The organism is Streptomyces sp. NPDC048606 (assembly GCF_040650855.1).
Classification (GTDB): Bacteria; Actinomycetota; Actinomycetes; order Streptomycetales; family Streptomycetaceae; genus Streptomyces.
Genome location: NZ_JBEZIB010000074.1, coordinates 1 through 11353, shown reverse-complemented (window position 1 = coordinate 11353; position 11353 = coordinate 1). Strand labels below are relative to the sequence as shown.

Here is an 11353-nt window from a genome sequence, read left to right as displayed (position 1 = left end):
TTTCTTCTTGTGGTATTACCTTTTTCCCGCGGCCCCGGGGGGGGGCGCCTGCCCACCCCCGGCGCGGGGGGGGGGGGGGGGGGCGGGCCGGGGGGGGGGGGGCCCCCGGCGCTCTCGTCACACCCCGGAGCGCTCCCCGACGGCGTCGGGGGCGACGTCGTAGAGGCCGGGGCCGTCGAGGAACCGTATGGTGTTCGCGTCGCGCAGGACCGCCTCCTCCGTCTCGTGCACCAGCAGCGCGGAACCGGCGTACGTCATGTCGTCCACGGTGCGGGAGACCCGGTCGCCCGGCCGGAGGTACACCTGGAGGTCGTGGAAGCTGTCCAGCGACCGGATGGCGTCCAGGTCGCGGTACCCCTTCAGCACCCCCTCGACGGGGGAGACCAGTGCGACGTGGCCGACGTGCCGGGTGCGCCGGTAGTCCTCGTCGGCCGTGCGGTGGAAGCCCTCGGGGTCGAGGCAGGCGCGCACCGTCCAGTCGAGCTGGGACTCGCCGATGGCGAGCTGCGCGTGCGAGGGCAGCCTGCCGCCGGAGAGGCGGGCGCCGACCTCGACGAGCCGGGGTCCGTCGTCGGTGAGCTTCAGCTCCAGGTGCGCGGGGCCCTGCCGGATGTCGAGCGCGTCGAGCACCCGCTCGCAGTAGGCGGCCAGTGCGTCCTGCACCTCGCCGCGCCGGGCCATGAGGTAGATCCCGTCGAGGAGGTCCGAGACCCCGTTGACGGCCAGCCGGGTGGTCCGCCAGATCTCGCAGATCCGGTGGTGACCGTCGCGGCTCACGGTGTTCACCATGTACTCCGTGCCGCGCAGGTACTCCTGCGCCACCACCCCGGTGTTGCGCTCGGAGAACACGTTCACGGTCCCGACCGTCCGACGGTACGCGGCCGCGGACTCCTCGGGGGTGTCGCAGAAGAAGACGTGGTCGTTGCCCGAGCTGCGCAGCGGCTTGACGACGACCCGGCCGCCCAGGTCGCGGTGCCAGTCGGCCAACCGCTCCTCGTCCTCGACCAGGAGCTGTCGGGCCCCCGGTACGCCAGCCCGTTTGATCGTCTCGATCATCACGTACTTGTCGCGCCGCGCCTCGCTCGACGCGACCCCGTTGCCCGGCAGGCCGAGGGCCTCGGCGAGGGCGTCGGCGAGGGGGACGCCCAGCTCGCCGCCGGCCAGGACGGCCGTCGGGCCGTGGGCGGAGAGGCGTGCGACGGTGGTGGCGAGGTCCTCGTGGACGATGGTGTCCGCGTAGCCGTCCACCACGTACGACGACCGGTAGACCTCGGGCACCTCCCTGGTGCTCTGCACCCTGATCAGGACGGCGCCGGCCTGCCGGAACTGTTCGGCGAGGCGTACGGCCGGGATGTAGGGGTCGACGAGGACGACGCGGGGCGCTGCGGACATCACAGGCTCTCCTTCTGGGCGTGTGCGGAAGTGTGGGGTGGGGCGGCGGCCGTCTCGGGTGCGGCGCGCGGGGTCGGGAGGGACTTGGCGCGCGGTCGCGTCGCGGGGCCAGGCCGCCAGGGAGACGAGCAGGATCGCGGCGCCGAGCGCGGCGAAGCCCGGGGCCGGGCCGCCGTGGTCCAGGGCGGTGCCGACGAGCGGCCCGCCGAGCGCGGCGCCGGCGGCCGTCGCGGTGGAGTACAGGCCGAGCGCCGACGCGCGGGCCCCGTCCACGGCGAAGGCGCCGGCGGCGGCCGCGGTGGAGGCGAAGGCCGGCGCGTTCAGCAGGGCGGCGGGCAGCAGCGCCACGGCGAGCCAGGGAACCCCGCCCACGAGCCCGACGGGCAGGGTGACCAGGCCGAGGGCGGCGACGGTCAGCGCGGCCGGGGGCCGCCGTTCCAGGGTCCCGTAGACGAGACCACCGGCGAGCGAGCCCAGGCTGACCCCCATCAGGACGGGGGCGAGCCACACCGTCTGGTCGCTTCGGTGGAGGATCCCGACGATCCCCAACTCCGCGCCGGAGGCGAACATCCCGGCGGCGAGGGCGCAGGCGCAGGTGGCCACCAGCCCCCGCCCCAGCCACCGGCGCGGCGGGGGCGACGCGGCTCCCGACGGCCCCTCGTCGGCGCGGGCCGGCGGCCGGGGATCGCGGACGATCACGGCCACGCAGGCGAGGACGAGCAGCAGCCCGATCGCCTGGACGGCGAGGGTGCCGGACGCCCGGGTCGCCAGTACGACGCCCAGGGCCGGGCCGATCAGGTAGGAGAGGGTGGTCAGCATGGAGTCCACCGCGAAGGCCGTGTGACGGTTCTCCTCGGGGACCAGGCCGAGGATCGCCAGGCGGGAGATCGTCGAGCCCTGGACGATGACCAGCCCCGAGGCCGGAGCGGCGACGAGCAGTGCGGCGTAGGGCAGTTGCGCGGCCGTCGCCCAGAACAGGGCCTGGGCGACGGTGGCGACGACGAGCACCGGACGCAGCCCGTGCCGGTCGATGCGGCGGCCCAGCAACGGGGAGCCCGCCGCGGCGCCGACGGTCCACAGGGCGATGACCAGGCCGGCCTGCGCGTAGCCGAGTTGGCGCGTGGTCGTCAGGTGCAGGGTGAGTACCAGCGGGACGGCCACCAGGGGGATCTTGATCAGTGTCCCCAGCAGGAGCATGGACGGCAGTCCGGGGATGCCCAGTACTCGGCGGTAGGCGTGCAGTGTCCTGTCCTTCTTGGCGAGGTGGCGGCGTCAGTCGGCGATCCAGTAGCGGGTGAGGCGGCGCCGGGTGTCGGTGAAGGACGAACGTGAGTGGAACATCCGGTGGTTGTCCCAGATGAGCATCGCGTCCTCGGGGATGAGGACGGACACCTTGTGGTCCCGGAAGAAGTCCAGGGCCTGCCGCGCGAAGGCCACGCCCTCGTCGCCCAGGGGCGGCTCCTGCCGGCCGGCGCGTTCCTCCAGGCCCTCGGAGTAGTCGCCGGTCCGCAGGAGGGTGCAGCTCAGGCGGTTGATCGTGCCACGCTCCGTCCGCTCGACGAGGGGCTTGTGGTGGCCCTTGACTCCCGCGTCCTCGACGTAGGAGGGCCAGTACATCTCGCGTTCGTGGGCGAAGCGGCGCGTGCGCTCGTCCATGCCCGCGACGAAGGCGCGCGCGTCGGCCAGCATCGTCTGGCCTCCGCCGCAGGTGGCCTGGACGCGACAGTGCAGGGCCAGGTAGCGCGGCGGCGGGTGCTGACCCGGTGCCTCGGTGTGGGGGCGCAGCGCGTGGGCGCTGCGGGTGTCGCGTACCTTCTCGAAGCCCGGGTGGGCCTGGATGTCGTAGGTGAGTTCCCCGGTGCTCTGCGGGACCAGGGTGCCGAGGCTCGACGCGAGGGCGGCGGCCTCATCGGGACCGGATAACGGCCGCGTCAGGGCGTAGCCCCGCTCGGAGAGTTCGCGCACGGTTTCGGGGCTCAGGACATTCATGATTGCCGCCTGGGTAACTGGGAGGATTTGACGGATAGTTAAACATATACAAAGACTTGTCACATGAATCAGCCCCTCATTGGCGTCCTCGCTTCCACCCACAAGAAGCACGAGAAGCGCGCTCCCTTACACCCCGCGCATCTGCCGCTCATCGACGCCTCGATTCGCGCTCGAATGTTCCTTGAGACCGACTACGGCCGCTGGTTCGGATTCACGGACGAGCAACTCGCCCCGCACGTCGCCGGCATCCTGCCCCGGCACGAACTCATCCGCCGCAGCGACCTCGTCATGATGTTCAAGGCCACCCCCCGCGACCTCTCGGAACTGCGCGACGGGCAGATCCTGTGGGGCGCGCCGCACTTCGCCCAGAACATGGAGACCACGCAGCTGGCCATCGACCGCAAGCTGACCGTGATATCCAAGGAGGCGATGCGCGACCGCCCGGAGGGCAGCGAGGTGGACCGCTTCGTGTTCCACCGCGTCAGCGAGATCGCCGGCTATTGTTCCGTCCAGCACGCGCTGCAGTGCGTCGGTCGGACCGGCGCCTGGGGCAGGCCCCTGGGGAAGGCGGTCGTGCTCGGGTTCGGCTCCACCGGACAGGGGGCCGCCCGCGCCCTCCAGGCCCACGGCGTGCACGAGCTGAGCGTGGTCACGCAGCGGCCGAGCTCCGCCGTCACCCCGCCCAGCGACACCGCCCGGATGGCGCAGCTCCACTACGACCACGCCGACCCGGCCGCGAGCACCGTGACCGTGCGGGGACGTACGGCGCCGCTGGCCGAGTTCCTCGGCGAGCACGACGTCGTCGTCAACTGCGTGATGCAGGACATCGACGCCCCGCAGGTCTACCTCACCGAGGGGGACCTGGCCCGGTTCCCCTCCGGGGCGCTCATCGTCGACGTCTCCTGCGACGTGGCCATGGGCTTCGACTGGGCCCGCCCGACCTCGTTCGACGAGCCCCTCGTCACGGTCGGCGGGCACGCCCGCTACTACGCCGTCGACCACAGCCCGACCCTGCTGTGGGACTCCGCCACCTGGGAGCTGAGCAGCGCCGCCCTGCGCTACCTTCCGATCGTCGCCGATCCGCGGGCCTGGGACACCGACGAGACCGTGCACCGGGCGCTCGAAGTGCGCGAGGGCGTCGTCCAGAACGCCGGGATCCTCGCCTACCAGGGCCGTTCTCCGCACTACCCCCACGCCACCGTGGCCTGATCGCGCGGGAACGAGCGCGTGGAATTCACCCCGGCCGGAATGCGGGAACCGGAATAAGGGAAAGGGTCGCCGCGAAATCACTCGAAAAGCGCTCGACATACGCTTGAACAGCACTTGAGAGGGGCTTGAGTCGCCGGAACGGATCGCGCGGAAGTGAATCCGTTCCGGCCGTTCGAACCATGCGAACCGTTCCGTGACGACGCAACGCGGCCCCGCCGTTCGGTGAACGGCGGGGCCGCGATCGTTCTCCCTCGCTCAGCGGGTGGTGTATCCGCCGTTGAGGAAGAGGGTCTGACCGTTGGCCCACCAGCCGTCGGTGAGCATGTGGCGCACCCAGGGGACGATGTCCTCGATCTTGGTGAGGTCGCCGTTCATGGCGGAGGACTTGTGGTACGCGACGGAGGCGTCGTCCTCCGCCGGGTAGAAGAACGAGGTGTCCATCGGCCCCGGGGCGATCGCGTTGACGGAGATGTTCCGGCCGAACAGCTCCTTCGACAGGGCACGGGTGAAGTGCTCGACGGGGGCCTTGCTGCCCGCGTAGGAGGAGTACAGGCCGGTGTAGGCGGCCAGCAGCGAGGTGACGATGGTGATGATCTTGCCGCCGTCCTCCATCCGACGGGCCGCCTCGCGCATGACGAAGAACGCGGCCTTGGAGTTGACCGCGAACATCCGGTCGTACTCCTCCTCCGTGATCTCGGTCAGCGGCTTCTTCAGGACCATGCCGGCGGTGTTGACGCTGAAGTCGAGCTTGCCGAACCGGCGGACGACCTCGTCGAAGACGCGCTCCACCTCGCCGACGTCGGTCAGGTCCCCCTGGATCGCGAAGGCCTCACCGGGGCCGGCGTTGATCCGCGCGACCACGTCCTCGGCCTTGGCCTTGGAGGAGGCGCTGTTGTAGTGGACGGCGACCTTCGCGCCCTCGGCACCGATCGTGGTGCTGATCAGGCCGCCGAGGTTGCGGGAGGCGCCGCCGACGAAGGCGACCTTCCCGCCGAGCGTCTTTTCCGGGTTGTTCACCATGACTGACTCCAGATCGCGAGGAACGGCTCAGCTGATACCCGACATACCGACGGATGTCAGATTGTTTCGGAACTCGTGCACGGATCATCATGCACGGCGCCGAGGCGGCGTTCTTGCACATTCGACGCCGCCCTTGAACGATTCGCTCACCGATCGAAGTACGCGTCGCACGTTCCGTGACCGCACGTGCCGGACGCCGGCGCCTGCCCGACAATGGGGAGGGTGGCCACCTCACACATCAAGCCCCACCTGCGGTGCCTCACCAGCAGCGCCGGCGACCTGGAGCACGCGGTCGTCGAACGCGCCGTGGAGCGGGCGGCCGGCCTCGCGGACACGACGCCACCGCCCATCGGCCCCCGCTCGCACGTCGTGGCGGTGCTCTCCGGTCGCTCCGCCGATCTGAAGTGGAACGCCGACGGACACGCCCGCCGCGCCCGTTTCCATGCCGGTGACACCCTCGTCAACCCCGCCGGCTGGGCCTCGCGGCCACGCTGGCAGGACGACGTGGAGCTGAAGCTCCTGGCGCTGGACCCGGTCTGGATGGAGAAGCACGCCGCCGAGAGCGGAGCACCCGGCGTCTTCGAACTGGCGCCCTCGTTCCAGTTCAGCGACCCGCTGCTCGTCCTGCTCGTGGAACGGCTGCTCGCCGAGTACGAGAACCCCTCCGGCGCGGACCCCCTGTACGCCCAGTCGCTGGTCCAGGCGGCCTCGGCGATCGTGGTCCGCCGGTGCGCGCGCGGCGGGACGCCCCCCGACCCGACCGGCGGGCTGTCGCTGCGCCGCCTCTCCGAGGTGCGCGACTACATCCACGCCAACCTGGCCCGGCGCCTCACGCTCGACGAGATCGCGGCCGTCGCGGGCGTCAGCACCTCGCACCTCAACCGGCTGTTCAGGGCGTCCACCGGCGAGTCGCCGTACCAGTACGTGCTGAGGCAGCGGGTGGAGCACGCGCGGCGCGCGCTCCTCGACACCGACGACTCCATCACGGACATCGCGCTGTACTGCGGCTTCGCGGACCAGAGCCACCTCACCCGCGCCGTCCGTCGCGCCACCGGACTGACCCCGCGCACGCTGCGCGCCGCTACGGCTCGATGAGGCCGACGCGGATCGCGTAGCGGGTCAGTTCGAGCCGGTCGCGCATCCCGAGCTTCTGGAGCAGGTTGGCGCGGTGGCGTTCCACCGTCTTCGCGCTGATGACGAGGATGTCCGCGATCTCCTTGGAGGAGTGGCCCTCGGCCACCAGCTTCAGGATCTCCTCCTCGCGCTCGGTGATCGCCCTGGCCGGCAGCGGGTCGCCCTGCCTGACCCGGTCGAGGTAGTTGCGGATCAGGGTGGTCTCGGCGCCCGGGTAGATGAACGGCTCGTCCCGGATGGCCGCCCGACAGGCCTCGACGAGGTCGCGGTCGGCGACGGACTTGGGGACGTAGCCCGCGGCTCCGGCCTTCAGGGCCTCGAAGAAGTACTGCTCGTTGTCGTACATGGTGAGGATGAGGATCCGCAGCCGGGGCCGGAGCCGGGAGAGTTCCCGGGCCGCCTGAAGGCCCGTCATGCGGGGCATGGCGATGTCGAGGACGGCCAGGTCGATGTCCTCGGTACGGGCCAGGGCGACGGCCTCGGCCCCGTCCCCGACCTCGGCGACCACCGTCAGGTCCGGTTGGGCGTCCAGGATGAGGCGTACGCCCTGGCGGACGAGGGCGTGGTCGTCGGCCAGGAGCACACGGGTCGGCCCCTGCTCGGGTGTGGTCACTTGCTCCCCTTGGTCCCGCGGTCGGTGACGGGTACGTCCAGTCGTACGTCGGTGCCACCGTGCGGGCCGTCCCCGATGGCGAGTTCGGCGCCGATCAGCAGGGCCCGTTCGCGCATGCCCTGGATCCCGGCGCCCTCGGCCGCGCGGCCGAGGCCCGCGCCGTCGTCCCGTACGAGGAGGCGCACCGCCCCGGCGGGCCGGTGGGACAGGTGGATCTCGACGCCCCTCGCGCGCGCGTGGCGGGCGGCGTTGGTCAGGGCTTCCTGGGCGACCCGGTAGAGGACGAGTTCGGTCGCGTCGTCCAGCTCGGTCAGGCCCGGCGCGATGAAGTGCCGCACCGTCAGGGTGCCGGTGGTGAACTCCGCCGCCAGCGCCCGCAGCGCGCTGTGCAGGCCCAGTTCCTCCAGGACGCCGGGGCGCAGTCGGCGGGCGATGCGGCGGATCTCGTCCAGGCCGGTGCGGGTGGTCTCCTGGACCTGGCGCAGTTCCTCGCGCAGCGGGTCGGGAGCACGGTCGGCGGCGTGCTTGAGCTGGAGCAGGACGGCCGTGAGGGTCTGGCCGACCTCGTCGTGGAGTTCCCGGGCGATGCGGCCGCGTTCGGCCTCCTGCGCGGACAGTGCGCGGGCGCTGCTGGTGGCGCGTTCGGTCTCCAGGCGGCCGAGCATCGCGTTGAAGGAGGTGGTCAGCTCGGCGACCTCGCCGGGGCCCTCCACCCGGGCCCGGCCGCCGGGCCGCAGCAGGTCGACCGCGCTCATCGCACGGGTCAGGCGGCCGAGCGGAGCCAGACCGATCCGGAGCAGGACGGCGTTGGCGAAGAGCATGGCGGCCAGTCCCGCGAGGAGGACGACGGCCTCGCCGAACAGGACCGGGGTGGAGACGGTGACCGGTCCGAGCAACAGCAGGACGGCCGTGACGAGGACGGCGGCGTTGAGCAGGAAGATCCGCCAGTACAGCGACATGCCCGTACTCCCCTCGCCCTCTCTCTCGGTCCGCGTGCGCGCGGACGGCGCGCTCACCCCCCACTATGGTCGCCGACACTCCCCCGTACGCGGATCCACCTGCGGCGGGATCGGTGTCGCGGTCAGCCTTTCGTCTTCCGGGGGCCCTGTCCATCCGTGCCGGCACCCATATCCCGGCCCTGACGCGGCCCGGCGCGCAGGAGGTCGACCGCCAGCGCGGAGGCGATCAGCCCGGCCGCCATGAGCAGCCCGTGGGGCAGGGTCGCGCCGGCGACCACGGCGGCGAGCGCCAGGGTCACGGCCAGCCAGGCCCGACCGCGCCGGTGCGCGCGGGGCCCCCGCCGGCGTGCCGTGCGCGGGCCGGGGGCGCGGTCGGTGACGTCCTCCTCGTCGGACCGGTGCATGGTCCCTCCTCCTCTCCCCGGAACGCGGGGCGATCGGGCGGTCAGGCGGTCAGGCGGTCAGGCGGTCAGGCGGTCAGGCGAGTGCGAAGTAGCGCAGCCACACGTACGCCCCCGCGAGGACGGTGGTGACGGCGGTGACGATCAGGCCGTAGCGGCTGAACTGCCAGAAGGAGATGTGGTGTCCGGCCCGGTCCGCGATCCCGACCACGACGACGTTGGCGGAGGAGGCGATGATCGTGGCGTTCCCCGCCAGGTCCGCTCCGAGGGCGAAGGACCACCACAACACCCCGGCCTCCTCGATGCCGCCGGACGCGGCGACGATCTCGGCGACGATCGGGCTGGTGGAGGCGACGAAGGGGATGTTGTCGATCACCGCCGAGGGAACGACCGAGCCGAACAGCACGGCCATCGAGGCACCGAAGAGGCGGCCCTCGGTCGCGCGGGCCGCGGCCTGCCCGACCTCGGTGATGACACCGGTCCGCACGAGCGCGCCGACCATGACGAACAGGCCGGCGAAGAAGGCCAGCGTGGGCCATTCCACGCTCGCGACGACCTCCTTCACGTCCAACCGGGAGACCGCCAGGAGGACCAGGCCGCCCGTGAGGGCCACCACCGAGGGTTCGAGGTGCAGCGTGGTGTGCAGGACGAAGCAGACCACGACGGCCACGATGACCACGCCGCTCACGGCCAGCAGCCGGCCGTCCTTGATGGCGTCGCGCTCCCGCAGCGCCATCACCTCGGCCGCGCGCCGCGGGTCGCAGGTGAACGCGCCGCGGAACAGCCACCGGGCCAGCACCGCGAACACGAGGACCAACACGGTGGTGATCGGCGCCATGTGGAGCAGGAAGTCGTTGAAGGACAGGCCCGCGCGGGAGCCGATCATGATGTTGGGCGGGTCGCCGATCAGGGTGGCGGCGCCGCCGATGTTGCAGGCCATCACCTCGGCGATCAGGTACGGCACCACGGGCACGCCCAGGCGCCGGCAGACCACGATGGTGACGGGGGCGATCAGCAGCACGGTGGTCACGTTGTCCAGCCAGGCCGAGAGGAACGCCGTCGCCAGGATGAGGAGGATCATCAGACGGTACGGGCGGCCCTTGGCCCGTTTCGCCGCCCAGATGGCGACGTACTCGAAGAGGCCGGTCCGCTTGAGGACGGCGACGATCAGCATCATGCCCAGGAGCAGGAAGATGACGTTCCAGTCGATGCCCGTCACCTCGGAGAAGAACGCGTGCTCGGGGCCGGTCGCCCCGATCACGAGCATGACCACCGCGCCCCCGAGCGCCGCGGTGACCCGGTGGACGCGTTCGGTCGCGATCAGCAGGTAGGTGGCGGCGAAGACCGCGAGGGTCAGCCACGTCGCGGCGCTCACGGCGGGGCCGAGCCCGTCGGGGGGCGGGCGAGGGGGCGGTGCCGGCGGCCCGCGCGGCCGCGCGAGCGGGGTGGGGTCGTCATCGGCGCGGACTCCGTTCGTGCCGTGGCCGTGAACCCCCGGGCCGCCCGGTACGCCGCGCCTCGCCGGCGCGCTCCACCGCACGCGCTCCACCGCACGCGCTCCACCACGCGGACCGCGCCGCGCGCGGGCCCGGGGGCCGCAGGGGTGTTCCTCTACCCGAGCATCACCCGTCCCACCGGCCCCACGCATCGGGGCTGACACCCATCTTCGGACCGCCCGTGACCGGTGGCGCTCAGCGAGGGGTGAGCAGGCAGAACTCGTTGCCCTCCGGGTCCGCCAGCACCCTCCAGTGGATCGCGGAGGGGTCGATCCCGGTGTCGGTGGCGCCCAGGGCGCGCAGTCGGGCCTCCTCGGCCGCCATGTCGCCGTCGGGGTAGGGGCTGACGTCGAGGTGGACGCGGTTCCAGCCGCTCTTGGCGTCGGGGGTGCGGACGAACTCCAGGTAGGGGCCGACGCCCTGGGCGGAGCGCAGCGAAGCGTGGTCGTCGGCCACCTCGTGCAGGGTCCAGTCCATCGCCCCGTCCCAGAACCGGGCCATCGCCCGCGGGTCGGCGCAGTCGACGACCACCGCCGCGATCGGACCGGTGTCCTCGTAGACCGGACGGGGTTCCAGGACGCAGAACTCGTTGCCCTCGGGGTCGGCCATGACCGTCCAGGGGACGTCGCCCTGGCCCACGTCGGCGAGCGTCGCGCCCAGGTCCCGCAGGCGTGCGACCAACTCGGCCTGATGGGCGGGCGAGGTGGTGGCCAGGTCGAGGTGGACGCGGTTCTTCACGGTCTTGGGTTCGGGGCGCGCGATGATGTCCACGCAGACGGCCGTGGGGTCCGGGTAGGTGAAGCCCACGGGTTCGAGGTTCGTCACGCCGGGCGCCTCGCTGTCGATGCCCCACCCGAGGGCCTGACCCCAGAACCGTCCGAGCGCGGAGTCGTCCTGGGCCTTCATGTTGATCTGTACGAGTCGTGTCGCCATGCCCAAGATCATAAAAGGCCCGGTCCGGCGGGCCCCGGGCACCTTGACGCACACGGGCGCCAGGGGGCCGCGGGGCCCGGCTCGGGGTCCGACCGGTCGCCCGATCCGTCGCCCTAGGGCCTGTCGTCAAACTCCTGCCTGCCCCGCGACGCCTGGCACGCGCTCTCGCCGCACCGGGCGAAAGACCGAGTACGACCGGTACACGTG

10 protein-coding genes are annotated in these 11353 nt (G+C 72.0%); 2 read left to right on the top strand and 8 right to left on the bottom strand.

Translation table 11 applies throughout. The annotated features are described in order from the left end of the window. Nucleotides 1–117 precede the first annotated feature (117 nt). Both AB0D01_RS38890 and AB0D01_RS38885 read right to left on the bottom strand, forming a co-directional pair. Complete coding sequence (locus tag AB0D01_RS38890; RefSeq protein ID WP_363064003.1) at nt 118–2589, bottom strand: MFS transporter; 2472 nt, start codon at nt 2587–2589, stop codon at nt 118–120. Nucleotides 2590–2664: 75 nt separating this feature from the next. Then, nucleotides 2665–3381, bottom strand: coding sequence for a TauD/TfdA family dioxygenase (locus AB0D01_RS38885; protein WP_363064001.1), 717 nt, complete (start codon nt 3379–3381; stop codon nt 2665–2667). 63 nt (nt 3382–3444) lie between these two features. Between AB0D01_RS38885 and AB0D01_RS38880 the strand changes: the two genes are divergently transcribed. Continuing rightward, nucleotides 3445–4590, top strand: a complete 1146-nt coding sequence (locus AB0D01_RS38880) for a saccharopine dehydrogenase NADP-binding domain-containing protein (RefSeq protein ID WP_363063999.1) — start codon at nt 3445–3447, stop codon at nt 4588–4590. A gap of 255 nt (nt 4591–4845) precedes the next feature. On the opposite strand, the gene AB0D01_RS38875 is transcribed toward AB0D01_RS38880, so the two are convergent. Further along, nucleotides 4846–5610, bottom strand: a complete 765-nt coding sequence (locus tag AB0D01_RS38875) for an SDR family oxidoreductase (RefSeq protein ID WP_363063997.1) — start codon at nt 5608–5610, stop codon at nt 4846–4848. Between the two features lie 222 nt (nt 5611–5832). Between AB0D01_RS38875 and AB0D01_RS38870 the strand changes: the two genes are divergently transcribed. Next, a complete protein-coding gene (locus tag AB0D01_RS38870; RefSeq protein WP_363063995.1) occupies nt 5833–6705 on the top strand; it encodes an AraC family transcriptional regulator in 873 nt (290 codons plus the stop codon). On the opposite strand, the gene AB0D01_RS38865 is transcribed toward AB0D01_RS38870, so the two are convergent. The 5 genes from AB0D01_RS38865 to AB0D01_RS38845 form a co-directional block, all read right to left on the bottom strand. Then, nucleotides 6692–7357 carry a response regulator transcription factor gene (locus AB0D01_RS38865; protein WP_363063993.1) on the bottom strand — a complete coding sequence of 222 codons (666 nt, stop codon included), beginning with the start codon at nt 7355–7357 and terminating at the stop codon, nt 6692–6694. The two genes, AB0D01_RS38870 and AB0D01_RS38865, sit on opposite strands and share 14 nt — an antisense overlap. Beyond that, entirely contained in the window at nt 7354–8316 is a 963-nt protein-coding gene (locus tag AB0D01_RS38860) for a HAMP domain-containing sensor histidine kinase (protein WP_363063991.1), read from the bottom strand. Before AB0D01_RS38860 ends, AB0D01_RS38865 begins: the two co-directional genes overlap by 4 nt. 122 nt (nt 8317–8438) lie before the next feature. Beyond that, nucleotides 8439–8720, bottom strand: coding sequence for a hypothetical protein (locus tag AB0D01_RS38855; protein ID WP_363063989.1), 282 nt, complete (start codon nt 8718–8720; stop codon nt 8439–8441). A gap of 73 nt (nt 8721–8793) precedes the next feature. After that, the gene (locus AB0D01_RS38850; RefSeq protein WP_363063987.1) at nt 8794–10092 is read right to left on the bottom strand and encodes an ArsB/NhaD family transporter; all 1299 of its coding nucleotides are present in this window, start codon (nt 10090–10092) and stop codon (nt 8794–8796) included. A 316-nt stretch (nt 10093–10408) separates the two neighbouring features. Further along, nucleotides 10409–11146, bottom strand: coding sequence for a VOC family protein (locus tag AB0D01_RS38845; protein WP_363063985.1), 738 nt, complete (start codon nt 11144–11146; stop codon nt 10409–10411). Nucleotides 11147–11353: the final 207 nt, after the last annotated feature.

Coding starts and splice junctions, on each gene's coding strand:
- AB0D01_RS38890 (WP_363064003.1), bottom strand. CDS start 2,589: ATGCTCCTGCTGGGGACACTGATCAAGATCCCCCTGGTGGCCGTCCCG.
- AB0D01_RS38885 (WP_363064001.1), bottom strand. CDS start 3,381: ATGAATGTCCTGAGCCCCGAAACCGTGCGCGAACTCTCCGAGCGGGGC.
- AB0D01_RS38880 (WP_363063999.1), top strand. CDS start 3,445: ATGAATCAGCCCCTCATTGGCGTCCTCGCTTCCACCCACAAGAAGCAC.
- AB0D01_RS38875 (WP_363063997.1), bottom strand. CDS start 5,610: ATGGTGAACAACCCGGAAAAGACGCTCGGCGGGAAGGTCGCCTTCGTC.
- AB0D01_RS38860 (WP_363063991.1), bottom strand. CDS start 8,316: ATGTCGCTGTACTGGCGGATCTTCCTGCTCAACGCCGCCGTCCTCGTC.
- AB0D01_RS38855 (WP_363063989.1), bottom strand. CDS start 8,720: ATGCACCGGTCCGACGAGGAGGACGTCACCGACCGCGCCCCCGGCCCG.
- AB0D01_RS38845 (WP_363063985.1), bottom strand. CDS start 11,146: ATGGCGACACGACTCGTACAGATCAACATGAAGGCCCAGGACGACTCC.